17 protein-coding genes are annotated in these 25700 nt (G+C 56.1%); 11 read left to right on the forward strand and 6 right to left on the reverse strand.

Annotated features, from left to right (window positions below; translation table 11 throughout):
• Window positions 1–157: 157 nt before the first annotated feature.
• From CGZ80_RS17965 to CGZ80_RS17985, 4 genes are all read left to right on the forward strand, one after another.
• On the forward strand, window positions 158–1384 hold the full coding sequence (locus tag CGZ80_RS17965; RefSeq protein WP_143544016.1) for a hypothetical protein: 1227 nt from the start codon (window positions 158–160) through the stop codon (window positions 1382–1384).
• A 253-nt stretch (window positions 1385–1637) separates the two neighbouring features.
• Window positions 1638–2747 carry a hypothetical protein gene (locus tag CGZ80_RS28080; protein WP_158222757.1) on the forward strand — a complete coding sequence of 370 codons (1110 nt, stop codon included), beginning with the start codon at window positions 1638–1640 and terminating at the stop codon, window positions 2745–2747.
• Window positions 2748–3113: 366 nt separating this feature from the next.
• Window positions 3114–4247: a hypothetical protein gene (locus CGZ80_RS17980; protein ID WP_094416978.1), complete on the forward strand. Its 1134-nt coding sequence runs from the start codon at window positions 3114–3116 to the stop codon at window positions 4245–4247.
• A 132-nt stretch (window positions 4248–4379) separates the two neighbouring features.
• The gene (locus CGZ80_RS17985; RefSeq protein WP_094416980.1) at window positions 4380–5819 is read left to right on the forward strand and encodes an aldehyde dehydrogenase family protein; all 1440 of its coding nucleotides are present in this window, start codon (window positions 4380–4382) and stop codon (window positions 5817–5819) included.
• Window positions 5820–5827: 8 nt separating this feature from the next.
• Here the strand turns inward: CGZ80_RS17985 and CGZ80_RS17990 are convergent, their stop codons facing one another.
• The gene (locus tag CGZ80_RS17990; RefSeq protein ID WP_094416982.1) at window positions 5828–6760 is read right to left on the reverse strand and encodes an ABC transporter ATP-binding protein; all 933 of its coding nucleotides are present in this window, start codon (window positions 6758–6760) and stop codon (window positions 5828–5830) included.
• A gap of 114 nt (window positions 6761–6874) precedes the next feature.
• Here CGZ80_RS17990 and msrB point away from each other — a divergent pair, with 114 nt between their 5' ends.
• The 4 genes from msrB to CGZ80_RS18015 all read left to right on the forward strand — a co-directional run bounded on the left by msrB (window position 6875) and on the right by CGZ80_RS18015 (window position 14907).
• Window positions 6875–7516, forward strand: coding sequence for a peptide-methionine (R)-S-oxide reductase MsrB (gene msrB / locus CGZ80_RS17995; protein WP_233148501.1), 642 nt, complete (start codon window positions 6875–6877; stop codon window positions 7514–7516).
• A gap of 240 nt (window positions 7517–7756) precedes the next feature.
• Window positions 7757–8587, forward strand: coding sequence for a hypothetical protein (locus CGZ80_RS18000; RefSeq protein WP_143544017.1), 831 nt, complete (start codon window positions 7757–7759; stop codon window positions 8585–8587).
• A gap of 198 nt (window positions 8588–8785) precedes the next feature.
• Complete coding sequence (locus CGZ80_RS18005) at window positions 8786–9343, forward strand: DUF6580 family putative transport protein (RefSeq protein ID WP_094416988.1); 558 nt, start codon at window positions 8786–8788, stop codon at window positions 9341–9343.
• 587 nt (window positions 9344–9930) lie between these two features.
• Complete coding sequence (locus CGZ80_RS18015) at window positions 9931–14907, forward strand: Ig-like domain-containing protein (protein ID WP_094416992.1); 4977 nt, start codon at window positions 9931–9933, stop codon at window positions 14905–14907.
• Between the two features lie 131 nt (window positions 14908–15038).
• Here CGZ80_RS18015 and CGZ80_RS18020 read toward each other — a convergent pair whose 3' ends face one another.
• From CGZ80_RS18020 to ftsH, 5 genes are all read right to left on the reverse strand, one after another.
• A complete protein-coding gene (locus CGZ80_RS18020; RefSeq protein WP_094416994.1) occupies window positions 15039–15794 on the reverse strand; it encodes a hypothetical protein in 756 nt (251 codons plus the stop codon).
• A 185-nt stretch (window positions 15795–15979) separates the two neighbouring features.
• A complete protein-coding gene (locus tag CGZ80_RS18025) occupies window positions 15980–16708 on the reverse strand; it encodes a TIGR00266 family protein (protein WP_094416996.1) in 729 nt (242 codons plus the stop codon).
• Window positions 16709–16740: 32 nt separating this feature from the next.
• Complete coding sequence (locus CGZ80_RS18030) at window positions 16741–16974, reverse strand: hypothetical protein (RefSeq protein ID WP_094416998.1); 234 nt, start codon at window positions 16972–16974, stop codon at window positions 16741–16743.
• A gap of 100 nt (window positions 16975–17074) precedes the next feature.
• The gene (locus tag CGZ80_RS18035) at window positions 17075–18070 is read right to left on the reverse strand and encodes an SMP-30/gluconolactonase/LRE family protein (RefSeq protein WP_094417000.1); all 996 of its coding nucleotides are present in this window, start codon (window positions 18068–18070) and stop codon (window positions 17075–17077) included.
• A 27-nt stretch (window positions 18071–18097) separates the two neighbouring features.
• Window positions 18098–20065, reverse strand: coding sequence for an ATP-dependent zinc metalloprotease FtsH (gene ftsH, locus CGZ80_RS18040; RefSeq protein ID WP_409994554.1), 1968 nt, complete (start codon window positions 20063–20065; stop codon window positions 18098–18100).
• Window positions 20066–20518: 453 nt separating this feature from the next.
• On the opposite strand from ftsH, the gene dxr reads away from it, so the two are divergent.
• From dxr to CGZ80_RS18055, 3 genes are all read left to right on the forward strand, one after another.
• Window positions 20519–21832, forward strand: coding sequence for a 1-deoxy-D-xylulose-5-phosphate reductoisomerase (gene dxr, locus CGZ80_RS18045; protein ID WP_233148502.1), 1314 nt, complete (start codon window positions 20519–20521; stop codon window positions 21830–21832).
• A gap of 269 nt (window positions 21833–22101) precedes the next feature.
• The gene (locus CGZ80_RS18050; protein WP_094417004.1) at window positions 22102–24249 is read left to right on the forward strand and encodes a site-2 protease family protein; all 2148 of its coding nucleotides are present in this window, start codon (window positions 22102–22104) and stop codon (window positions 24247–24249) included.
• A gap of 6 nt (window positions 24250–24255) precedes the next feature.
• Window positions 24256–25563 (forward strand): adenosylmethionine--8-amino-7-oxononanoate transaminase, encoded by a 1308-nt coding sequence (locus CGZ80_RS18055; RefSeq protein ID WP_094417006.1) that lies wholly within the window; start codon window positions 24256–24258, stop codon window positions 25561–25563.
• Window positions 25564–25700: the final 137 nt, after the last annotated feature.

Genomic DNA, 25700 nt, shown 5'->3' on the forward strand with positions numbered 1-25700 from the left:
AGCACCTCTGTCGACTTGGAATTACTTAACGCGGTACTATCCTACCGTCAGATCAGGTGATGTCGGATCTCCTCTCTCGACACCGCATTTTCAATGCCCTGAAGACCATGCCCCAACGATTCGTGAGAGCTCCCTTATGTTACGCGACAGCCAAGCGATGCGTTCATCTCGCCCAGTAACCCTCCGTCGTGCCGCGTTGGTCATAGCGCTGGGAATGGCAAATGCCTTTGCCAGTGCGCAGCAATGCCACGCTCAAACGCCGGGGGGGACTAGCTCTGGCGGAATGAATTACGGCGAATTGACCGCGCAGCAATGGAGCCCGATCGGATCGGACAATGCATCCTCCACGACGTTTCGTGCGGCGATTTTGCCACCGCCCGGTTCGAACGATAAAACGGGCAGCCAGGTCCGTGTCGCCGTCACGAGTCTGGACGGAACGGTCATCGACGGTCATCCGAGCCGCAGTTCAGGCACTGATCTGGAATTTGACGCCGTCGCACCTGGTACCTATTCGCTCGTTGCGACCGGACCCGGGTTGGTCGCAATTTATGCGGTCCATTTGGTTGGAGGTCCATCATCGTCGCCCGCCGAGCCGCTCCTGGTTTCGCCAGCGCATCTGAGTTTGGAGACGGTCCAAAAAGCGGTCTCCCGGTATCTGCCTCTGGACGTGAGCTTCCCCACGACGTTTGCGACTGCTGACGGAAAACAGGTTCTAAACGAGTCGAAGCTGCCGGGTGCGTCGTTGATTCGCGTCTCTGGATCTCAGCTTCAAGGTCAGCTCTATCGGGCCGGATATAAGGGAAATGGGTTTACCAAAGCCGGCCAAAACAACGTGCTTGTCTACAGCGGTTTGGATCAAATTGCACAGGTTGTCAGTCGAGCTGACGGAACTTTCACGCTGGACGATTTGTTGCCTGGCCCATACTCGATCATCATCGCCGGACCTGACGGACTCGCCGTGACTGGCTTCGAAGTCGTTGGCGACCACACCACCACCGCACAGGTGAACGCTGCGGACCAGCACTTCGTCACGCAAGTTGAATCGGTCGTGCACACGCGGTTTGCGATCCAGCTGGCCCCGGTGGGGCTGGAATCGCCAGCTTTGGATATCGTTTTTGACCCCTCGCGTAGCGGAATGCTGGGCGGAGCCGGGCTCACGTCGCCAATCTCCGGTGTGCCGGCGAATCAACTCTCCGCGATGGGGGGTGGGGCTGGCGGTGCAGGACCAATCGGTGGCGGTGGCGGAGGAGGAAGTCTTGGTGCTGGGGCTGGAATAGGCCCCGTCATTGGACTGGGAGCGGTCGGTGCCGCGATCGCGGTTGCGGCGAGTGACGATGACGACAATTTGGAGCCACCTGCTATCGCCAGTCCGACTACACCGTGAGGGTGGTCAAATTGCTGGCAAAGCGTGGTCGAAAAGATGTCAGCGCGGTTAATTCTACGGCGCTGAAAACCGGCCTAAGCCACTCGTATTAGCTAAACCGGAAAGACCGCCCAGAAGGGCATTGTTTTTATCTTCTCCATTTTGCCATTTTGGTATCTGCAAGCGTTGAATTCCCTATTTGCTGCACTTATAGTCAAACAGCAGGAATGTTTGCCTGCAACTAAGAACGCTCAACTTTGACTGGAAGCTGGAAATGAATCTTTTTACTCGTGCTGCTGCAACGCTCGCCCTGATGGCGTCGGCTGGCTATTCGTCAGCAGCCGATGTGACTGAACATCAGTGGGTACGTGCTTCAAACGGTGCCGTGAAGGGCCGCGTGGTTGTGCCCCGCGGCGACAGCATCTCGGCCGTTCGAAACGCAAAAGTACACCTTATCAACGCAAACGGCAGCTTGGCGGTTGGCGAAGTTGAATCGGATAACACCGGTCGCTTCACCATGACTGGCGTGCGGCCTGGCGTTTACACACTGGTCATTCAAGGCGAGCACTCTTTCGCATGTTGTGCGATGCACGTGGTTGATTCGTTGGTTCCTCTGAAGGACCAATTCGAGATCGCCGCTGGTGCTGTCGATGCGAAAGTCGTTCGCAACGTGATGGTTCGCTACTTGCCAAACAACGAAGGCAGCAGCGACATCGTGTTTGACCCTTCGACAAACCCACTCACTTCGGGCCGCGCCCAAACCGGCGAGTCGATCCGCATCCGCCAATTCGAAGGCGGCATGAAAGGACGTTTGGCTCGTGCTGGTCTGTCGGATCATCCTGGTGCCGGTGCATCGAACGTGATGATCTACAAAGACGGAAGCGAAGTCGCTCGTACGACGACTGACGCGGAAGGTTACTTCGCGGTTCAGAAACTTGAGCCAGGTAGCTACACCGTAATCGGCTCAGGCCGTGACGGTTTCGGCGTGTTGGGCGTTGAGCTTGTTGACCCAATGATGGTTCAAGCTTCGACGACGAGCAGCGACGCGTCGACTTTGGTTGTTGCCGAATCGATGCCAGAAACCTTCATCATGCAAGTCGCTCCAGTGACTTCGGACGCAGTTGTCGCTGACGTTGTTGTTGCTGACGAAGTCGTCATGACCGATGACGACAACGGTGGTGCACCGATCTTTGCCGGTGGTGGCATGGGCGGTCCCGTCGGCGGTGGCGGTGGTGCTGGTGGCGGCGGAGTCGGTGGCGGTGGCGGAATGGCTCGCCTCGGTGTCCTCGGCGGTATCGGTGCGGCGATCGCGATCGCTGCCTCGGACGATGACGACAACGTTGCACCTCCGATCGCAAGTCCTTCCGATCCAGCGTCGAACTAGTCGACCGCGTCGAAGAAAGATTTGAGCTAGCGTAGGCCGCGTCCATCGAGTTGGACGCGGCTTTTTGCATTTCCTGACCAGCGGTTTCGACATTCTCACAGATGTCGCGAGACTTTGCGGCGTCGGCAAGATAAGGCGATTTTGTAACCGCTGGGCAACGGGATTATTCAGCCCGATCGTCAAAGTTTTCGGGCTCGGAATTGGCTGTACTTCTTTTAGGATGCATACGCAAGCCGTGCGGTGTCGAGTATCTTTCGCCGCAGGGTTCTTTCATCCCACTTTACCGCACGCAACAATGGGCTGATTCGTTAGCCGTTGTTGGTCAGTGACCATCCGTCCCACCTCCTAGATTACCCGCCGAATAGAATGAGTTCAGCTGAACCTGCGATCTCCGATGAAGTCGCCAAAAGTGCTGCCGAGGCTCTTGATCGCCTCAACGAGCACACCTTGAAAACAGTCCACTGGCACTTCAGCGAAGAAACGGGAAGCCCGTTCTGGCTGGGTAAAAAAGCGGAGCTGAACTTCGACCCGCTGACTGATGTGAAGTCCTTCGATGACTTAAAAAAGTTTCCGCACTTTGAAGATGAATGGTTGCGTGGCGGACCGATCACCCGCTGGGTTCCGAAAGGGCACGCCGGCAAGCCGACCTACGTTTTTGAAACCGGCGGGACCACTGGGATTCCAAAAAGTCGGATGGTGATCGAGGATCACTGGAAGGATTACGAGCTGTTTAGCGACACGCTTCCCGATGAGTACTTCCCACGCGGATCCAACTGGCTGATGCTCGGCCCCAGCGGACCACGCCGCTTGCGTTTGGCCGTCGAACACTTGGCACAGCATCGCGGCGGCATTTGCTTCTGCATCGACTTGGACCCACGCTGGGTCGTGAAGTTGATCAAGAAGGGCTGGATGGAGCATCTTGAAGAGTACAAGAAGCACTGCATCGACCAAGCGGTGACAGTCTTGACCGCTGGGCACGACATCAAGTGCATGTTCGCGACGCCAAAATTGCTCGAGTCGCTTGGTGAAGCTCTCGAAGACCGCGGCACCAGTTTGCAAGAAGTTGGCATCAAGGGCATCTTCTCTGGCGGTACTGAGTTCACGCCACAGTGGACGCGATTCTGCGTCGAAGAGATGCTCGGCGGTCCCGTCGAAGAGGGCGGCGTTTACATGACGCCGACATACGGTAACACCCTGATGGGCTTGGCCTGTAGCAAGCCAATCACTGCGGCTGATGGGTACAAGATCAGTTACTACGCACCGCAACCACGTGCGGTGACAGAGGTCGTTCAGTTCGATGACTACAATCAAGTCGTCGGCTATGGCGAGACTGGACGCGTCAAGCTTTACACGCTGACTGACGAGTTCTTCGTGCCCGGCTTCATGGAACGCGACGAAGGCGAACGCGAAGCTCCGTTCGATATGTACCCATGGGACGGGGTCAGCGGCGTGCGACCATTCCACGAACTCGCCAGTGCCACCACGGTCGGCGTCTACTAATCAGCGACCGTTACTTGACTGCCGTCGAAACTTTCGCGGCAGCAGCCACTCGCACCGTGGCGAAGAGACTTGTTCCTTCGCCACCGGGTGCACTCCAGCCTTTTTGCCTTCCAACCAAACTTCACTGCCGACATGATCACACTGCAACCACTTCGCTGGGGCAAGCCGTACGAATCGATTGAAATCAAGGACGTCGTCCACTTTGACACCGGTGAACCGATCGCCCGATTCGGATCCGTCGGTGGTGGAATCGTCGCGCGTGACATGAAGAAAGCGGACAAGGCCCGCGAAGCACTGCTGCAGTACACGCCGGCAGAGCTGTTGGACATGTGCAAGAAAGCAGCCGAGCTTTTTGAAACCGCAGACCTGCAGGTTGGTGATTCAAAACAGTCGGTCGATCAGTTCGTTCATCAGCAGTCCGCGAGCACGGGGCTGCCGGAGCACATGTGCCGGTCGAACATGACGAAGAACAGCTTCGTGTTGGCCAACATGAGCGAAATCCTTGGCTGTTTGACTCGCGGCCTGGACTTGAACATTCTCAGTCGCGGCTACGGCGAAGAAGGTCGCGGAGTGACGATCAGCTACCAGGCTCAGACGCCGATCTTGGGTGCGATCCTGCCGAACAACTCGCCCGGCGTTCATACGCTGTGGCTGCCCGCGATTCCGTTGCAGATCGGTCTGGCGCTAAAACCCGGATCGCAAGAGCCTTGGACGCCTTACCGTATGGTGTCGGCCTTTATTGAAGCCGGTGTCCCTGCGGAAGCATTCGGACTTTATCCCGGTGGCCATGACGCCGGTGGGGCGATCATGACCAAGACCGCGCGAAGTATGATTTTTGGTAGCGCGCAAACGGTTGCACAGCATGCCGGCAATCCCAAGGTTCAGGCGCACGGCCCAGGTTGGTCCAAGATCTTGATCGCTGACGACATCGTCGACGATTGGGAACTGTACCTCGACATGATGGTCGAAAGCGTGCTCAGCAATTCGGGTCGATCGTGCATCAACTGCAGCGGTATCTGGGCAAGTCGACATACTCGCGAGATCGCTCAGGCAATTGCCGAGCGAATCGGTCCAGTCGACGTGCTGCCGCCGACCGATGACAACGCACAACTGGCCGCGTTTACCGTCAAAGCGATGGCGACCGGAACACACGCCATGGTCGAGCAAGACTTGGCCGAAGCAGGCGTGACCGACATGACCGCACAATACGGCGACAAGCTGATCGAACGCGAGCACTGTGCCTACTTGCGGCCCATGGTTCTGCATGCCGACTCGCCGGATCGCGCCGTCGCGATGAAGGAATACATGTTCCCGTTCGTCAGCGTGGTCGAGTGCCCGCAGGCCGACATGCTTCGTCGAATCGGTCCGACCCTGGTCGGTACCGTGCTGACACGTGATCAATCGCTGATCGCACAAGCGGGAGCGTGTGTTGACATTGATCGTGTCAACATTGGACCGATCCCAACCAACCGCTTGAATTGGTTGCAGCCGCACGAGGGCAACATCATCGACTTCTTGTTCCGCTCGCGAGCGTACCAAGTCGCCGACTTGCCGGTTCCTGCCGCGTCTTAAGCTGCGGATCAGTCAAAGAACCAACGCAACTTGGCAGCCGAGATTCGGTTGCCATGTTGTGGGTCCAGCCATGTCGATTCGGTGGCGTTCGCGTTGTCATGACGCTGACAATCACTCAGGTAATAAGCAATCGTCGCTTGGCATCCGTTGTCTTGCTGCGGGCCATCAACTGCCGCCTCTGACTCATCGATCCAGCGATCGTCTCGGCGGGTCACTTGTGCCGTGATCAGCGGCGACGTCCCGAGCGCCGACGCAACGGCGAGTGAACGAGGCTGGCGGAAAATTTCTTCGGGCGTATCGCATTGGACGATCTTTCCGGCCTCGATTACGGCGACGCGGTCTGCCAATCGCATTGCTTCGGCGCCATCGTGTGTCACATGGATTGTCGCACCACCACTCTGGTCGTGCACACGGCGGAGGTCTTGTTCAATTCGAAACCGTGTCGATGCATCGATCGCAGACAATGGTTCGTCTAACAGGCGAACGCTCGCATTTGATGCGACGGCTTTGGCAAGCGCCACTCGTTTCCGTTGGCCGCCGCTGAGTTGTTCGGGCAGTCGATCGAGAAGGTCTGTGATTTCGACCAGTGTGGCCGCATCCAAAACCGCACGCGATAACTCGGACGTTTGGTGACCTCGTTTCGCGCCGAGAGTCAAGATTTGGCGGACTGTCATGTGTGGGTACAGTCCACCGTCCTGTGGGACGAGTGCGACGTTTCGCTTACGTGGTGCGGTTCGGTTGGCGTCGTCGCCGTTGATGTAGATCTTCCCCGATGCGGGATTGAGAAGGCCCGCGATCAGTCGCAACAGCGAAGACTTTCCACATCCACTAGGCCCGAGCACCACGGTGTATTCCCCCGCCCCAACCTCCAACGACAGTTGATCGAGAACTGGGACACTCCCAAATCCAAAGACGAGATTTTCCAGCCGAACATGCGACATACAATTGAGCGGGCAGAGGGGGAACGATCGCTGGTGTAGCCAGGCGGGAGACACGGACCTTCGGGCATTTCACCAGCAGACAACCAATCGGTTTTGCACATTAGAGGAAATGCCATGCCAATCGTATCAAAGATCAAACCTACATGGTCCCCAGCAGTGCTGTCTTGTGTGCTGCTATGCGGGGGCGTGATGGGGATTGCGATTTCTCCGCTCGGCGCTCAGGAGTCATCGACTCCAGAATCTGTTTCCGGCAGCGAATCGGCCGTGAAGGATGTCGCGGAAGGAGCAGACGGCGACAAAGTGGAGAAGGACGCCACTGAATCCAAAGTCAAAGAGCCGGAATACGAACCCAAAAGCAAGGCGGTGCTGCGTCGTGAGCTTTCGACGATGCAATACAAAGTGACACAGAGCGAAGGCACCGAACCGGCGTTCCGCAACCTCTACTGGAACAACAAAAAGAGCGGGCTGTATCGGTGCATCGTCTGCGAGCAGTCTCTGTTTACATCGGAAACGAAGTATAAATCCGGGACGGGTTGGCCCAGTTTTTATGCCCCAATCAAGGCGGATCATGTGGGTTACAAGGACGACCACCATTTTTTCTACACTCGTACGGAAGTCCACTGCAGTCGCTGCAATGCACACCTTGGACACGTGTTCAATGACGGTCCCCAAGACAAAACGGGCAAACGGTACTGCATGAACAGCGCGGCGCTGAAATTTTTCGAGACAGGCCGCGAGAACGACTTTGAGGACTGAAACGGTCGTTCCCGAATTGCGAATTGTCACGGATTCCCGAGACGAGGTGCGGGATGCGATTCGAATCGGTCGATTACACAGGATGGATTGTCAGCGATTTAGCACCCGCATTGACGTGGGGAACAATGACAACCGTGGTAAGACCGCCGGAGCACGGATTCGCTCGTAGCGGTGTTGCCTTGAGTTAGGGCGAGTTGTTTGAGTGATCGCTCGCCTCCACTATCAAGGATGAAACGAAATATGCGACGGACCATTACTGGAAACATTGCACTGCGAATCGTTGCATTGGCAGTCGTGGCGACGGGCAACTGCGTGTGCTCCAACAGCGCAGTGTGGGCCGACGAGCCAATTCCAACGGTCAGATTGGATGCTCCCCGCTGGGCGATGTTGCCGCAGGACGAATTGAATCAGCCGGCGACGGAATCCGCACAGGCGGCGCCCACATTGAGCGGCGACAGTGACGAGACGCTTCGCGATGCGTTGGAAATGCTCGCCGAAGAAAACGGAAACGCTAGCGACGACGTGAAACTTGGCGACAACTCGCCGTCGGTAGGCAATTCCGATGGCAACGAATCGCTGTTTGCCGGTCGTGTGACGCAGTTCACCGAAGGTCGATTTGCCTTGCCCCCGATTGAGGCTTTGACCACCGAAACGGCAAAGATCGGCAACGGCGAAACGCCAGACGGTTTCCGTCAAGGTGCCGAAGCGGCGCCCGTCGCGCTGCCTGAGAGCGGTGCGGAGCGAGCATCGACTTGGTACTGGAGTCAGCGTTACTGGGCGGCAGCCAATACGTTCTCGCACCCGTTGTACTTTGAAGACCGGATGCTCGAACGCCACGGTCAGTCGCGTTTTCCGCACATGCAACCGCTCGTTTCGGCTGGGCGATTTGCGGGGCAATTTGCCATGTTGCCATACCAAGTCGCGATCTCGCCGCCGTATGAGTGTCAGTACACACTTGGGTACTACCGCGCGGGATCATGCGTCCCAGCATTTCTGCAGCGTCCGCCGTACAACCGAAAAGCGGCTGTGGCACAAGCCGTGTCGATGGCGACCCTGACGGCGTTGCCCTAGTCAATTGACCTGATCGCCTGCCCGCCGGACGAACCTGCTTCAATGCCCCGCTGAATCGAAAACCCGCTGTGTCCTTAGTGACTTGGCGGGTTTCTTGTCATTGGGGGCATCATCGGAGCCTGAAAGGGCTTTCGATTTGCAACCGTCTCGGGTAGAAATTGTCTCTCAGCCGCGTTTTACCAAGATGGATGATCACACATGATCTACGTGCTTTCACTGATTGCCGTCGCTTCCCGATTTTTGCCGCACCCACCAAACTTCGCCTGCATCGGCGCGTTGGGGCTATTTGCGGGGTGCTATGTCGCCGGCCGTCGTGCGTATTTGTTGCCGCTGTTGGCGCTGCTGATTAGCGACATCATTGGTCAGGTCTTTTCGGTGTCTGGCATGGGGTTCTATCGTCCAGAGCAGATGGCGTTTGTTTACGCCGGAATGCTGGCGTCGGTCGCGATCGGCCGTCACGTCCGAAGCGGTAGCGAATCTGCCCAGTCGCGCGTTTCGTGGCTTCGATTTCCCTTTGTCGTTGCCGGTGCATCAACGACATTTTTCTTGCTCAGCAATTTCGGTGTCTGGCTGGGGCCTTGGTACACCACCAGCATTGAGGGGCTGATCGCGTGCTACACCGCCGCAATTCCGTTCTTTCAGTACACCATTGCTGGCGACTTCTTCTTCGCCGCAGCGATGTTCGGTGCAATGGAAGCCAGCCGAGTCTTGGCTGCTAGTCCAGCTCGCCGAACAACCGTCACAATCGGTGCATAGCGAAAGCGGTTCGAATAATTACAAGCGGAGCCGGATGCGAAATCTCGCAGCCGGCTTTCTTTTTGCGCTCGTTTCGGATCCGTTACCCACCGACGAAACGCACTTTCACCCAGCATCAATCGAAAGAATTGGCCGTGTTTTTGGTAAAGTCAAGCGTCTGGGGGATGACCGACACTTTGAGCGGAAATCGGGCATTTCCAAGGATTTACTGAGGAACTTCGCATTTGACAGCGGCGTCAGAGCGGGGTGATTCGTTGACACACTACTCGCCCCAACTAGAATCGCAGCCAACCCTTATCCAATCGCCTCAGGCTTCGTATTTTACCCATCCTTCTGATTGGGCGAGCAACACGTATTTTGCAATGCTCGGCTTTCGAATGTCCGATGTCATACAGACGTGCGTCAGCTCCGTGCTGCAGCGTTCGGTGCGAATTCGAGACGCTGTGGCTGATAAGAGAATGGATTTAATTAGCTCGGTGAGTTTGGCGGAATTACACTGCCCGACTCGCGAATATTCCCAACCTGTCCCGCGACTTTGCCCGCTTTTCTGATCCACGCCAAGCCGGGTTTATAAGTAGAGACCTTCGATGATCCGACGAACACTTTCTGATTCTACTCGCCGTGATACGGCCAAGGGCAACCGAAAGCGAACTGCGCGTTCTGGGCAAAAGCGGCGGTTGTTGATGGAGAATCTGGAGGGCCGGCGCCTCCTGGCCAGCGACACAGACTTCACCCCAGTCCCTGTCGACCCGGCCTTGTTCGCGGCACAAATGCCGCGAAACATCGGTACCGTACCTGCGGTACAGATCGGGGAAGTCGAAGTGGCCGGCGCTCGTGGCGGCAACGACAACATTGCGACGGCCCAGCATCTGAATTTGGGTACGTTGCCAGGCAAAGACGACACGATCGATGTGTCCGGAACGATCGGCCTGTCTGTCAACGCCCAGAACCAGATCTTGACCGACGTGGATTATTTTTCGGTCGATTTGCGAGCGGGTGACATTCTGGACATCGCCTTGACCGGCTCAGCTGGGAACATCAGCGTCCAGTACGGCACAGGTACGCAAGCACCTGGGCGATTCTGGTTCGGTACCGATGCGAACCAAGCATTGATCGATCCGTTGACGGGACAGTCGATCTACGCAAAGGGTTCGCCGCTGCAAACGTTTGGTAGTGCAGTCGCGGCTCAAGTTGTCCCGGAAACCGGACGCTACTACATCGCGCTGGCGCCATCGTTTGCCAGCAACGATTACACGATGGGCTTGCGCGTTTACCGTCCGGCTATCGAGAAAGCTCCACTCGGTGCTCAGCAAATTCTTTACCTCGATTTCGACGGTGGGTTCTATCCGACCAGCGAAATCAGTGGATCGACATTGCCATTGGGAATGGTTCGGGCAGATCGCTTGGTCGACAATCTGCAAACGTTGGGGTTCACCAACCCTACGGCCACCGATGGTGTGTTGCTTCAGCAGCGCGTCTTGAACGAAGTTCGTGATCACTTCGACACGATCGTCACCAATGGCAATAACGGTGACTACGACGCGACTGGCGTTGGTGGTCAGTTCGGTATCACGGTTGTCAGCTCGCTGGAATGTCCAGAGTTTGGCGATCGTAGTTCTTGTGCCGTAGGCGACACCGACCTGACAAACAACCCACTTGTCACGCGAATGCTGGTGGGAACACTGATCGCGACGACCGGTCAGGAAACTGTGGGGATCGCGGAATCGATCGACGTCGGCAACTTCCGTCCGGGCGAAATCGCGATCGTCAATCTGGACGATATCTCGACATTCACCACCGCGACGCCACGGTCGCCTACCTTCAGCGAACTGGATGTGATTTCCAAGTTCCTCGGCGGTGTGATCTCTCACGAAGCGGGACACACGTTCGGCGAATGGCACACGACGAACACGAACCTGACCCGTAACATCATGGATACGGGCGGATCGCAGCTTTCGGCGAACAATCTGATCGGCACCGGGAACGACGGAATCTTGGGGACGCCGGATGACGTTCCCGCCGCTTTCGCCGTTGAAGACCAATTCGATCCGACAACCGGATACCTCGGTTACACGCGTACTGCGGCCTCATTGTCCTTCGAATTGGCAACCGGTGCAGTGACGTCGTCCATCACAGGACGTGTTTACAACGACGCCAATCGTGACGGCAACTTCGCAGGCGATTCGGGATTGTCCGGCGTCATGGTGTTCGCGGACTTCGACGGTGACCGTGTTCACGATGCGACTGAGCCATCGGCAATCTCTGGTTCAGACGGTTCCTACCGGTTGAACGTTGCCCCGGGGGTGACCTACACCGTCGTCGCAGAAACGCCAGAACAATATGCCGCCAGCACTGCGACCGAACGAGTGGTCACCGCGGGCGCGACCAATGTCAACTTCGGATTCACGAAGGTGATCTCGGACGTTGCTGGCGTGAAGTGGGCCGACATGAATGGCAATGGCTTGTTCGATGCCAATGAGTCGGGTCTTGAAGGCGTTTACATCTACCTCGACTTGGACAACGACGGTCGTCCTGACCTTGGCGAACCGGCTGACTACACCGATGCAGACGGACGCTACACGATCGATTTCCCCGGCCCAGGCACGTATCGAATTCGGGAAGTCGTTGAAGTAGGGTTCCAGCAGTCCTTCCCGGCAGCTGGCTTCCACACGGTGACGTACAACGGTGTCGCCCTGACGGACAACTACAACTTTGGCAACGTTCCGTCGCGTGACTATGGTGACGCGCCTGATTCGTATCAAACGCTGATCGCAAGTGGTGGTCCAAGCCACGGAACCTCGTTTGCAATCGGATTGGGAGCAGAGGTTGACCGCGAATTGGATGGGATGCCATCTAGCAACGCGTTGGGTGACGACAACAACAACGTTGATGACGAAGACGGTATCCAATTGCTGTCGCCACTCGGCCCAGGTGGTACCGCACAGATCCAAGTGACGGCTCGTAACACGTCCACACAGCCTGCTTACTTGCAAGGTTGGATTGACTTCAACGCGAACGGTACCTTTGACGCCAGCGAGCAAATCTTCACGAATTTGCTGGTTCCCAATGGGGTTTCCAACCTGCCAATTGACGTGCCGAGTTCGGCCGTTGTTGGAAACACCTATGCTCGATTCCGCTACAGCCCAACGGCTGGATTGGGACCTGGCGGTGCAGCCGATCTGGGTGAAGTCGAAGATTATCAGTTCGAGATTCTGCAGCAGGCTCAAGTCGCGAATGACGATGCCTTCACCGTTTCTCGCAACTCGCTTTCGAACGAGTTGGAGGTCTTGGCAAACGACTTCCAGTCCAGCCTGACGCAGCTTTCGATTGTTGCGTTGAATACCAACGGGACAAACGGCGTCGCAACGATCTCGGGCGACGGCGAATCGATCTTCTACACCCCACGTAACGGTTTCACCGGGCGTGACGTCTTCCAATACATTGTCGAAGACCAAGTTGGCAACCGATACACGGCGGACGTCGTTGTAACGGTCAGTTTCCAGTCCAACGTTCCGATCGCGATCGACGATACCTTTGACATCCCACAGGGTTCGAACAACCGGCCGTTGAACGTTTTGGATAACGACGTGCCCAGTATCGCCGGCGGATTGCGAATCATCTCCGTCACCGCAGGCGATCAAGGCGGCAGCGTTTCGATGGAAGGTGGCGGACAAACGATCCGTTACACGCCAACGCCAGGTTTCAGTGGTACCGAGCAATTCGACTACACCATTCAAGACGCCAATGGTGTCAACAGTACCGCGACGGTGACGGTCAATTCACAGCCGGGTGCACGCAACGACGACTTGGTCGATTTCACAATCAAGACCTTCGATGTTGTCAACAATGAAGAGATTGCCAACGTTCAAGTCGGCGACGAGTTCTATGTCCGTGTTTATGTTCAAGAACTGAATAACCAACCGTTCGATCCCGAAGGCGTCGCGTCCGCATTCTTGGACCTGCTTTACACCGACGGTTTAGTTTCGACTCAGGACACCGATGACACTGATTCGTTCCCATTCGACATCACGTTCGGGCCGATTTTCCAGGGCGGCGGATTCCAACTTGGTTCAGCCGACGTGCCCGGTATTATCAACGAAGTTGGGGCCGTTCAACCGATTCCAGGCAACGGCAACCTGCAGACTCACTCGGAACCTGCCGAGTTGTTCACTTTGCGGATGACCGCTGTGTCGCCCGGGATCGCCATCTTCTCCGCCGACCCCGCTGATACTGCTGTCGCCGAAACGATTCTGATCGGCGAAGACGTGGCGTTGACGCCCGCACAACAGCGTTTGGGCAGCACCGAGTTGCGGATCTTCCCAGAGTCGGATGACTTTTCCAGTGCGATCGATGACGCGTTCATGGATGGTAGCGACAGCAACGGTGTCGTGATCAACACCATGAACGGGCCAAACACGCTGGACGTGCTTGGAAATGACTTGTTCGGTCCGACCAACACGATTACTAGCCGCGGTATCAAAATCGATCCGTTGTTGGGAACTGCCAGCTTCGACGACAACGGCACGCCAAGCGATTTGACGGATGATACGGTCGTCTACACCGCGAATGCCAATGCGAATGGTTTCGATAGCTTCACGTACTTCATCGTCTCTGGTGACGGTGTCTACAGCGAAGCCGAAGTGACGATGAAGCTCGGTGCCCCCTCGTTGTTCAACGATTTGGTCGACATCTCGTTCCGACTGGTGAACGAAGCTGGACTCCCTGTTACATCGGTCAATTCTGGTGAGACCTTCGGTGTCGAAGTCTACACCGAGGACCTGCGTACTCTGAATGCCGGCAACACGTTTGTCTTCGCCGCGTACCTCGACATGCTGTACGACTCGGGCGTAATCAGTCCTGCCCCAGCGACCGGCAATCGCTTCGATTTCGACGTGGAATTCGATAGTGACTTTGACACCTCGTCAGGTGTTGGAACTGCCGCACGTGACGGCATCATCGACGAATTCGGTTCGTTGTTGCTGCAATCGGTCGCTCAAAACGGCAACGTCAACGAGCCCAACTTGATGGCAACGGTTTACTTCACCGCAGGAACCGTAACGTCGACCACAACCACGCGAGTACAAGGCAGCCCGGCCGATTCCCAGCCGTTCCAAGACACGCTGCTGTTCGATCGTGATGCCCCAGTGCCAGTCGATCAAATTCGATATGACACGTTGAGCATCACCATCAATCCTGTCAGTGCGTTGCAAAACCAAGCGATGGCAGAAGACGTCAATAACGACGGCTTGGTAACTCCGTCGGACGCTTTGGCGGTCATCAACTCCTTGGCACTCAAAGGTCAAGGCGAACAGGCTCGATCAAGCAAGTTCACCGACGTGAACGGTGACTTCCAAACATCGCCGATGGACGCCTTGATGGTGATCAACTACCTGGCCCGTATGCGAACGCAAGTCAATTCGGAAGGTGAGCAAGTGGCCGTCGCATCGACCAACGATGCCGCGTTCAGCGACATGGGAGCTGCCGTTGGCTTGATGAGCACCGACTCTGACGACGACGACGATGTGTTCTCGCTGCTTGCGAGTGATCAGTCCGAACTGGGGTAATGGCCTGGACGGGCCAAGCCTGTTAACGAGAAACGACAAAACGCCGAAGAAGACTTTGCATGTCTTGTTCGGCGTTTTCTTTTGACTTCGTCGTCGGTGTGCGTCAGTTCGAATGTCGCCGACGAAACGGATTAGCTTTGTTGGTCGCGACGGAACAGCAACGATGCGTTCGACATCTGCGCGAGTTCATCAAAAGCGTCTTCGGCTTGTGCCATCGAAAGTTCTTCGACGGTCGCAATGTAGTCATCGTTGCCGATGCCTAATTTCTCTTTGACTTCCAAAGCGGATGCAGGGTCTGCGTCGAGCATCTGATCTGCGAGTTCGAAATCTCGATCACCGATCAAACGATCTGACAGTTTATCGATGATCATCCAATAGTGATCCAAGCTATCTTCATCGTCGAAATGCAATTGTTCGCGGATCTCGTCTTCGTCGATGCCTTGTTCGCGGGCATCGGAAGAGAAGGCTGATTCGATCAATTGCGTCCATGACCGGTATTCGTCGAGTGCAAGCTGCTGTTCTGGGCCATCCTCGTCCCAGACACCACTGCCATGCGACCGGCTTTCCATGATGAAGATGTCTTGTTCGATCTCCATCTGTTGGTAAATGTGTTGGTAAACACTGTAGCAGGCGGCTTTTTCGAGCATTCCCCACTCGCACGCGTCGCCTTTCCCACGCAACGCCAAGCGTCCGACTTTGACCAACAGTCCGAGTTTTTCGCGCCAGAGCAGCTGATCAAACATGCCGACACCGAACACCCAAATCTGTTCTTCGTCCGGGTTTTGGAAGCAGTCTCTGAAAATGTCCAGCATTAGGCCCAGGGACTTTTCAAAGAGTACCGCATGAGGTCCAGTCAGTTTTCGTGACAGGAAGGGATCGTAGATCATTCAGGTGACCTCCATTTCCGGCGTGAGGTATGCCGATCTGATGAATTGTTGATGGCAGAGGCCAAAGGTCAACTTAACGCATCCGCCGTCGGTGATGCAAATCAGCCGCGCGGACGCCGTTGGGCGTCTTCCGGAGACACTGCAAAAACTGCACCGATGTGTGGTCGCGACCAGAACCAGTGGCGTCAAAACGCTGCGTCAATCAACGTCGACAGGATGCCGCCGGATGGTTTGCTTCGCGTTTGATAGTACAAGTGTCCTGGCCCGGTGTATCGGTTGATCAGCCCTTCACCGGACATCAGTGAATCGCTGACCTTGTCGGTCGCCTTTACAAGTTTGTAGGTCACTGTATCTGAAAATGCGATCATAAACCGATTGTCAACAAACAGTGATTCGCCATCTTCGAGCTGCCGGTGAACGACCGCTCCGAAGCTTTGGCAAAATACGTGACCGACGCCAGTGGCATGCATCAAGAACAGCCCCTTTTTGCTCATGAGCGACTTCAGCCCACCGTACTTGATCTGCAGCGATGTGGCCCCGACATTTGCCAGATACGAACCGCTTGTTAGATAAAATCCGGTTCCTTCGGCCAATTCCAAAGCGACGAGATCACCGTAGCTTTCGGGTGCCAGCACGACTTGCTGGGAATCGGCGTTCGCAGTGAACTCGGCGGTGAAGAAGTTTTCGCCGGTCAAAAGATTCTTTAAACCACCGAACCATGAATGTCGGCGAGGCAGTCTCGCCGCAACTTCGTCGGTCGGAGCACCGGGATCGTTGCGTCCAGCGCGTGCTGAAAGACGAATGCCCTCAGTCATCGTCAGCATACTATTGGGCTGAGCGATGACCGATTCGCCTTCGTCTAATTCAAATTGCAGGGTAGAAAACGTCGGTGCGTGATTGACTTGAAAATCCATTTTCTAACCTACTGAATATTCAGTGGATCGAGTTAGAAATCTCGATCCGCAGTGCCGGATGCATATTTGTTTTGCATGATGTATCCGCCCAAAGCGATCAAACCTAGGATTCCCAAAAAGATGACGAGGGCGACCATGCGTGGCACACCAAGGATGTCAGAGATCCCGGTAATGCAAATGTCATAAATCACGACTCGGATAAACCAACCCACAATGTTGCCAAGGCCGCCGCGTCGTGCGAGAAGGCCTGAGGTCGAAAGCTTCATCGAATGCGATCCTGTTTGGGATAGTACAGTGCGTCTTGTCACTTCGAGGCGGCATGGCCCCCCGATAGTGTACAGTAATCGCCAAACCCGCCGATCCCAATTACTTTACTTTAACGCGGCACAGAAAATCGTCGGCTGTCATGTAGAGGTAGTTCTGCTCGCGATCGAAGGTGCAGTTGCTCACTCGGCCCTCGGTCAGAATTCGCCCCAGTAACTTTCCATCGGGCGAAATCACGTAGATTCCGCCTGGCCCGCTGGCGAACAGGGTGCCGTCTTTGGCAACCGTCATCCCGTCTGGCAGTCCAGGAAAATCACGCATCGCTGACTTGGCATCATGCAGGACTTTTCCTTCGCCAAGCTTGCCGTCGACGATTGGAAAAGCTTTCCAAATTGGGTTCTGAGGATCGCTCTGCGCTACGTAGAGCACGGATTCGTCGGGGGACAATGCGATCCCATTTGGACGTGTCATCTCTTTGGTTAGCAGATGCAATTGGCCTGCAGTGTCCAATTGATAGACGCCACAAAAATCCAACTCACGCCGTGGGTCATCGGCGCGTTCAGGAAGCCCGTAGGGTGGGTCGGTAAAGTACACATTCCCGGCACGATCGAAAACCAAATCGTTGGGGCTGTTCAGGCGATTTCCCTGGTACGAATCGACCAGGGTGCGTTTGCCACCACCGTGTGTCAGAACCGAAACCCGACGGTCACCGTGTTCGCACATCGCCAAGCGGCCTTTCGGATCGAGTGCCAGGCCGTTGCTGCCAGGTTCCAATCCATAGTAAGTCACCCCGGTATAGCCACTGGGGCTCATGAAGAGTTCGATGCCTTTCGCGGCAGACCAGCGGAAGATGCTGTTTCGTGGGATATCAGAAAACAACAGGTGTCCGCCGGCATCGTCCTCGATCCAGACCGGGCCTTCGGTCCAAGTGAACCCGCCGGCCAGCACTTCGATTTTGGTGCCGGCATCGACGAACTGCTCCATTTCAGGAGACGTGATTTCGATTCGCCCAATCGACGACGGGGTTTGTGCTTGGGTGGTCGATATTGAACCGAAACTGGTGGCCACAAGGCCGAATAAACAGAGCAGTTTACGCATGGAAGTGAATCACTGGGGAAGGAGGCGTTAATTCGCGTCCTTTAGTGTATCCAAATCATTTTCCGGTTTGCGAATCTGGGCGCGAGGTTTTTCGGTGATCGTTCCTGGGACCAACCAAGGTCCGGTGGAGGTTTCTTCGATCACGCGGAACAACTCGGTATTGTCGATCGCCTCGACCTCCAACAACCGCTGTGTAATCGCTTCCAAAACCTCGCGTCGTTGGGCGAGGATATCTCGCGTTTGTCCAAGGGCTTCTTCGACAATCCGCGAGACTTCTTTATCGATCATTTTCGCGGTGTCTTCGCCATAGCTGGTTGTGTGGCCGTTGCCACCACCGCCAGCCAGAAACGCCGAACCGGTGCTACGTCGATAGTTGATTCGCCCGAGGCGGCTCATCCCGTAATCCATCACCATGCTGCGAGCGATTTCGGTGCAGCGTTCCAGGTCATTTTGAGCCCCGGTGCTGATGTCCTGCAGAACCATTTCCTCGGCCAGCGTTCCTGCCAGCAGAACCTTCATCCGGCTTTCCAGTTCCAGTTTGGTCATCAGGTAACGTTCTGACTCGGGACGTTGCATGGTGTAACCGAGTGCGGCGAAACCGCGTGGAATGATACTGACTTTATGAACGGGATCCGTGTTAGGCAGTGCAGCTGCGACCAATGCGTGTGCGGCCTCGTGGTACGCGACGCGGATTTTCTCGTCCTCGTTCATCACACGGTTCTTCTTTTCCAAACCGGCGGTGACTCGGTCGACCGCTTCGTCAAATTCGGTTGTGTTGACGGCTGATTTATCGGCACGCGCAGCCAGCAAAGCCGCTTCGTTGACCAAGTTGGCCAAATCTGCACCGACAAAACCACTGGTGATTGACGCGATGTGTCGCAAGTCGACGTCATCGCCAAGCTTGACGCTTTTGACGTGAACTTTCAGGATCGCTTCGCGGCCGGCAACGTCAGGTCGATCAACCAATACTTGGCGGTCGAATCGGCCGGGGCGGAGCAAGGCGGGGTCGAGCGTTTCCGGTCGGTTGGTCGCGGCGACAACGATCACGCCGTTGTTCGAATCGAACCCATCCATTTCGACCAGCAGAGCGTTCAGCGTTTGTTCGCGTTCGTCGTGTCCCCCGACAACACTGCCCGAGCGGCTTTTACCGAGGGCATCGAGTTCATCGATGAAGATGATACAAGGGGCGCGACTGGTGGCCTGTTGGAACATGTCACGCACGCGTGCCGCACCGACACCGACAAACATTTCGACGAAGTCACTACCGGACAAACTAAAGAACGGCACACCGGCTTCGCCAGCGATTGCTTTTGCCAAGAGCGTTTTCCCTGTGCCGGGAGGTCCGACCAACAGGACACCCTTGGGAATTCGCCCGCCGAGTGCTTGGTACTTTTCGCTGTTCTTCAAAAAGTCGACGACTTCGCGGACTTCTTCGACCGCTTCATCAATTCCCGCCGCGTCTTCAAACGTGATCGACAGGTCTTCTTGCCCGTGAAGTTTCCCGCGGCTCCGCGAAAAGGACATCGGCGATCCGACACCGCCGATTCGGCGCAACATAATCGCTCCGATGGCGATAATCGCGACCAGCATCAACAGATTGAACCAGTTGTCTGCCAGGAAGGTATTCGGTCGCGCGTTGTCCCAAGTGACCCCCGATTGGGCGACCAATTGGTCCATCCGAGCGTCTTGTGTTTCGTTGCGGTCACGAATCGTGCGGAACGATTTCTGAGTCGGAGGGTTTTCTTCGTCCTGAGGAGGCGTGGTGCTGAGCGAACGCCACATCACCACTCCTGTGATTTCGTTCTCGCCAAGTTCGACGCGTTTGAGATTCGAAAACTCCCAGGTCTCCGTCGAATGATTGGGAGCGTCGATGACTACGGTTGGCGGTTCCAGCGATGGATCGGTTTTGGCGTCGGCGTGTGCTTCGAGCAACCGTTCGAGAACCGGATAAGGCATCGCGATCTCGTTGTTGTTGAACATCATCGCGCTCAACATCACCGCAACGACGACCGCGATAATGACCAACCAGACTCCACCGCCACGGGTTTCGCGCGACGGGCTATCGCCCTTTGTTTCCTTGCCGTCCGAATCGCGACCGGAACGTTTTTTGTCACTCATGAATTTATGAAAACGAGAAAGGAAGTGTGTGGAGTTTCGAACGCCCATCGTTCGTGCGAAGTGGGTTCGCGCGAATCGAGGCTCAGCCGAGTCGAATTGGCCATCAAAAACCATGCCGGGATTGACACCGGCGGGGAAAATGGCCAACGATCCGCACCGCGTGAGGAACCACCGTCGCGACGCGAGCCCGCAAAAACGATGAATCTTAGACAAGCCTAGGCGACTAAAGAAATCCGTCGCCCCATTGTTCGGCTTGGCCGGAACAGAGACAACCCAGGCGGGATTCCGTTGTGACGAAAGGTCGGGTCGTACTGACGGACCGCATGATCCATGATAACACTCCCCACGACGATTCCATTTTCCCCTACCGCAGCGATGGATGTGAGCGAGATCGCACCCCCAAGTCCGACCAAAAGTCAAAGCCTGTCCGAAAATCCACGCACGACGCAAAATGTAGCCGTGCTGGGATGTACCGGCAGCATCGGAACGGCCTCCGTCGATGTCATTCGAAACCTCAATGAGCGAGATCCGCAGTCGAGCTGGCGATTGTGGGCGGCATCGGGGCATCGCAATCTCGATGCATTGGCCGACGTCGTTCGACAAGCCAACGACGCCGGATGGGGGCCGGAGCGAGTGATCTTTTCCGATCCCTCGGCGATCTCCTTAGAAAACGCCTGCGATCGATTTTCAGGCCCCACCCTTGGGGAGGACAGTTTTCGATTCGGTGCCGCCGGGCTGGTCGAAATCGCAGAAGATCCCCAGGTCGATGTGGTGGTCGCTGCGATCGTCGGACGTGCGGGGCTAGAAAGTACAATTGCCGCGGTCGACGCGGGAAAACGTGTCGCCTTGGCCAATAAAGAGACGTTGGTTGTCGCCGGTGACCTCGTCCAGAAAAAGCTCGCCGCATCGGGGGCATCGCTACTTCCAGTCGACAGCGAGCATTCGGCAATTTTTCAGTGTATCGCCAGCGCCGACGCCACGCCCCGAAAATTGATCCTCACCGCCAGTGGCGGCCCGTTCCGGTCTGCCACACGCGCCGAGATGGAAGCCGCGACTCCTCAAGATGCGCTGGCCCACCCGACTTGGCAAATGGGGCCGAAAATCACCATCGATTCTGCGACGATGATGAACAAAGCGTTGGAAATTATCGAAGCCAGGTGGCTGTTCGACATTCCATCACATCGAATCGAAGTCGTCATTCATCCGCAATCGATCATTCACTCGATGGTCGAATTTGATGACGGATCGGTGCTTTCGCAGATGAGTCCTCCTGATATGCGGATGCCGATTCAGTACGCATTGACCTTTCCACGTCGACTTCCTTGCCCCGCACCCGACATGGATTTCACCCAAGCGACGGAATTGTCTTTGCTGCCCGCCGACCTGGATCGATTCCCGGCGCTGCAGCTCGGTTTTGAGGTGGCTCGCGTCGGCGGAACCGCCGGAGTGGTGGTTAACGCGGCGAACGAGATCGCAGTGGGACTTTTCTTGGACCAAAAAATCCGCTTCACCGAAATTGTCCCGACCTGCCAAAAGGTGCTGCAAAACCATGACTTCGAATCCGCCCCGACGCTTTCCAGGCTTTTGGAATTGGATCGGTGGGCGCGAGAGGAAGCCTGTCGTTGTGCGGTTGGTCTAAACTAGACCGATTGGTCTACGCCCAGACTGGCAATCCTGCGAAAATGCTTGCCGGAACAATTCGGATCCAGACGGGAATTTGGTCATCAAGAACGTGTTTTGCAAAGAAACACGACCCGTCAGCGAATCCCGATGAATGCTTTAGCCGGCCCGCCCTAGTGGCCAGTGGCCGATTTTGCTTGAATAATCACACTATTTGCCGCGATCGGTAAACTCGCCACCTGTTGCCGCCGGTGCGTCCGATCCACCCGTTTGTAAATTCATAAGACATCGCAATGCTAACCGACCTGCTGCTCCTGCTGGCTGAAGCGGAACCCTCCGGAATGGAGGTTTTTTGGGCACAAGTATTACTGTGGACCCGAGTCGCTTTGGGGATTGGTGTGGTCATCTTCGTCCACGAATTAGGCCACTTCGTGGCTGCCAAGACGTTTGGCGTGAAGTGCGAAAAGTTCTATATCGGGTTTGACCCGCCACTCAAAATTGGCCCGATCAAGCTGCCCAGTTCGCTGGCCAAATTCCGCTACGGCGAAACCGAGTATGGCATCGGCGTGATTCCGTTGGGCGGTTACGTCAAAATGCTCGGCCAAGACGACGATCCGCGGAAGCTGAAGCAGGAATCGGAACGAGCCAAGCAAATCGAAAACGACGAGGAAGGCTTCGAAAACGAAGACGGCGATGACGAGGCGGCGCCGCAGTTGTCCGAAGAGTTTGACCCGCGAAGTCTGCCTGCCAAGCCGGTTTGGCAGCGAATGATCATCATGAGTGCCGGCGTATTTATGAACGTCATCACCGGCGTGATGTTCGCCGCAATCGCGTTCATGTATGGCGTGCCCTATACGCCAACGATCGTGGGCAGCGTCGTTCCTGGCGGTCCGGCTTGGCAAGCGGACCTGGAACCAGGCGGTCAAGTTGTTTCGGTCGCCGGTATGTCGGACTCGCAAATGCGTTTCCGCGACATGAAACTCGAAGTCCTGCACTCGGGACTCGAAGACAGTGATCAAGCTTTGCCGGTGACGCTGAAATACGGTGACGAAACACGCTCGTTGGACTTGCCGATGATGTCGGTGCCTGGGCAAAAGAATCACCGGCTGATCGGTGTCGGCATGGCACATCGCGCTGTCATTAGCGAACAAGAGGTCGCTGTCCCGAAGTCTGCCGCCGACAGCGTTTTGACGGAAGAAGACCGTGGTGCCACGATCGTTTCGTTCAACGGGACCGAGATCGATCAAAACACCGCCGTACCGAGTCTACCGCTGCTCGATTATGTCTACACGCACCCGCGTGAGGCAATCGAGTTGGTCGTCAAGCGGACCGATGGTACAGAACACCAAGTGACGTTGCCTGCCCAAACCAACAAATGGGTTGGGATCCGCATCCAGCCTGGACCTGTGACTGCTTTGGTCAAAGGTGGACCTGCGGAAAAAGCCGGTTTGAAAGTCGGTGACCGTGTCATCGCGGCTGACGGAATCGAAGAGCTGAACGTTGGCAGCCTGCTTCTGAAACTCGCCGGCGAACAACCCGTTAACTTGACGGTTCAACGCGACGGTGCTGAAGAATCGATTTCGATTACTCCCAGCGACGCACTGCAAACCAGCGAGCCACTCGACAGCGTTCGACACATTGCGGCGGTCAACGCATACGGGTTCGCTTTCGAAATCAGTCCGACCATTGCTTCGTTCGACAAGTCAATGTTGGTCGACGGTGACCAACCGCAGCCCGGCGATGTCTTGAAAGAAGTCGTGTTGGTGACGGACAATGATTTTCCCGCCGAATACAGCAAGGCACCGCTCAACATGGTCGTCGAGCAATTGTCAAAGCCCTGGAAAATCAGCAACAAAGAAACCTCTTGGGGCTTTTTTGAATCGATCCAAACGTTGCCGGTCGGGACCAAATTTCGCTTGCTGTGCTCACGCGGTGACACCCAAAAAATCATCGAATCGACGATCCAGGTCGGATCAGATAGCGATCAGGTTCGGTTTGATCGTGGGTTTGTCTTGGCTCCCTACAGTGCCGTCCGTACGGCAGAGACCTTTGGCGAAGCGGTCAACTTAGGGATTCGCGAAGGCAAGATCCGGATGGGCGATGTCTTCCGGTTTTTGAAAATGTTGGTCACCGGCCGAGTCGCTGCGAACATGGTCGGCGGACCGATCCGGATTTTCCAAGTTGCCGGTTATGAGGCCGAACGTGGGATCTCGTCGCAGTTGTTGTTCTTGACGATGCTCAGTATGAACTTGGCGATCCTGAACTTCTTGCCCATTCCCGTTCTCGACGGCGGTCACATGGTGTTCCTGATGTATGAAGCGATCCGTGGACGCCGGGTGAACGAAGAGATCGAGTTCCGGTTGACGCTCGCAGGCGGTTTAATGCTGCTCGCGCTCATGGTGTTCGTGTTCTTTAACGACATCGTCAACATCAGTAGCTAGTCGGCGATGAGCAGCGATTTGCCGGATTGGCAATCCATCGGTTACGAACACATCTGGATGCCTTATTGCCAAATGAAGACCGCGCCGCTCCCGGCTGCGGTTGTCGCGGCCGAAGGCGTCCGATTAGAGCTCGCCGATGGGCGGTCGCTGATTGACAGTTTGGCGTCCTGGTGGTCGGTCTGTCATGGGTACAGTCACCCGTATGTCATTGACGCGATCGATCAACAGCTCCGCCGGATGTCACACGTGATGTTCGGCGGGATCAATCACGAACCTGCATTGCGACTCGCCGAACGCTTGGCCAAGCTGCTGCCCGGCGATCTCAACCGTGTCTTTTTTGCAGATAGCGGATCGGTAGCCGTCGAGGTCGCGATGAAAATGGCGATCGGCTATTGGCGAAATCATGGCCAGTCGTCGCGAACGCAGTTCTTGGCATTTCACAATGCCTACCATGGCGATACGACCGGCGCGATGTCGCTGTGCGATCCGAAACGCAGCATGCATGCTAGTTTCGGCGACGGATTACTTCAACAGTTGCATTGCGATTTGCCCGGCACGCCAACAGCGATCGAACAGTTTGAACGGTTGATTGCACAGCATCGCGATCGCTTGGCAGGCGTCTTTATCGAGCCTTTGGTTCAGGGCGCCGGTGGGATGCGGTTCCACAGCGTCGAGACATTACAGGCGATTGCCGCGTGCTGTCGCAAGCATGACGTTTTGTTGATCAGTGATGAATTGGCCACAGGGTTTGGGCGCACTGGATCAATGTTTGCGATTGAACAGGCTATGGTGGACCATCTCGAGGTGGTGCCTGACATCATGTGCATCGGCAAAGCAATGACGGCCGGCATGCTGCCGATGGCGGCGACGATCGCTAGTGACGATGTGTTTGCGGCGTTCTACGACGACGATGCCGGACGAGCATTGATGCACGGTCCAACGTTTATGGCGAATCCCATGGCCTGTGCCGCCGCGAACGCCTCACTGGACTTGTTCGAAACCGAGCCGCGGCTGCAGCAAGTTCACGAGATTGAGCAGCAGTTGACCGAGCAGCTCGAACGTTGCCGCTCGCTTGACCGAGTCGTTGATGTACGAGTTAAAGGTGCGATTGGGGTGATTCAAGTGGACCGATTGGATCATGTCGATCGGTTGCGCGACGCGTTTACTCAGCGAGGCGTCTGGTTGCGACCTTTTGGGGATTGTATCTACACCACTCCGCCCTTGGTGATTGGGCAAGACGACTTGACCACCATCACAGACGCCATGTTTGCGGTAACCCAAGATTGGGCAACATGGAACGACGCCAACGGCTAGCGGAGTAAAGCGTTCGCGCCCTCCTCAACCGAAACGCGACAGCGTCATTCCCGCGTTGGGGACTCATCGCTTCGTCCACTACCGATGCCCAATAGGCACGCGATCGCGTTCGGATGGATCGCCCCCCCTTCAATTGC

Origin of the sequence: Rhodopirellula sp. MGV (genome assembly GCF_002251265.1) — a bacterium.
GTDB lineage: Bacteria > Planctomycetota > Planctomycetia > Pirellulales > Pirellulaceae > Stieleria > Stieleria baltica_A.

Bases quoted from the DNA above. Each gene is read 5' to 3' on its own strand.
- CGZ80_RS18025 (WP_094416996.1), bottom strand. From the start codon at position 16,708: ATGGATTTTCAAGTCAATCACGCACCGACGTTTTCTACCCTGCAATTT.
- CGZ80_RS18050 (WP_094417004.1), top strand. From the start codon at position 22,102: ATGCTAACCGACCTGCTGCTCCTGCTGGCTGAAGCGGAACCCTCCGGA.
- CGZ80_RS18005 (WP_094416988.1), top strand. From the start codon at position 8,786: ATGATCTACGTGCTTTCACTGATTGCCGTCGCTTCCCGATTTTTGCCG.
- CGZ80_RS28080 (WP_158222757.1), top strand. From the start codon at position 1,638: ATGAATCTTTTTACTCGTGCTGCTGCAACGCTCGCCCTGATGGCGTCG.
- CGZ80_RS18000 (WP_143544017.1), top strand. From the start codon at position 7,757: ATGCGACGGACCATTACTGGAAACATTGCACTGCGAATCGTTGCATTG.
- CGZ80_RS17985 (WP_094416980.1), top strand. From the start codon at position 4,380: ATGATCACACTGCAACCACTTCGCTGGGGCAAGCCGTACGAATCGATT.
- CGZ80_RS17990 (WP_094416982.1), bottom strand. From the start codon at position 6,760: ATGTCGCATGTTCGGCTGGAAAATCTCGTCTTTGGATTTGGGAGTGTC.
- CGZ80_RS18055 (WP_094417006.1), top strand. From the start codon at position 24,256: ATGAGCAGCGATTTGCCGGATTGGCAATCCATCGGTTACGAACACATC.
- CGZ80_RS18030 (WP_094416998.1), bottom strand. From the start codon at position 16,974: ATGAAGCTTTCGACCTCAGGCCTTCTCGCACGACGCGGCGGCCTTGGC.
- ftsH (WP_409994554.1), bottom strand. From the start codon at position 20,065: ATGTTGAGCGCGATGATGTTCAACAACAACGAGATCGCGATGCCTTAT.
- CGZ80_RS18035 (WP_094417000.1), bottom strand. From the start codon at position 18,070: ATGCGTAAACTGCTCTGTTTATTCGGCCTTGTGGCCACCAGTTTCGGT.
- CGZ80_RS18020 (WP_094416994.1), bottom strand. From the start codon at position 15,794: ATGATCTACGATCCCTTCCTGTCACGAAAACTGACTGGACCTCATGCG.
- CGZ80_RS17980 (WP_094416978.1), top strand. From the start codon at position 3,114: ATGAGTTCAGCTGAACCTGCGATCTCCGATGAAGTCGCCAAAAGTGCT.
- CGZ80_RS17965 (WP_143544016.1), top strand. From the start codon at position 158: ATGCGTTCATCTCGCCCAGTAACCCTCCGTCGTGCCGCGTTGGTCATA.
- CGZ80_RS18015 (WP_094416992.1), top strand. From the start codon at position 9,931: ATGATCCGACGAACACTTTCTGATTCTACTCGCCGTGATACGGCCAAG.
- msrB (WP_233148501.1), top strand. From the start codon at position 6,875: ATGCCAATCGTATCAAAGATCAAACCTACATGGTCCCCAGCAGTGCTG.
- dxr (WP_233148502.1), top strand. From the start codon at position 20,519: ATGATAACACTCCCCACGACGATTCCATTTTCCCCTACCGCAGCGATG.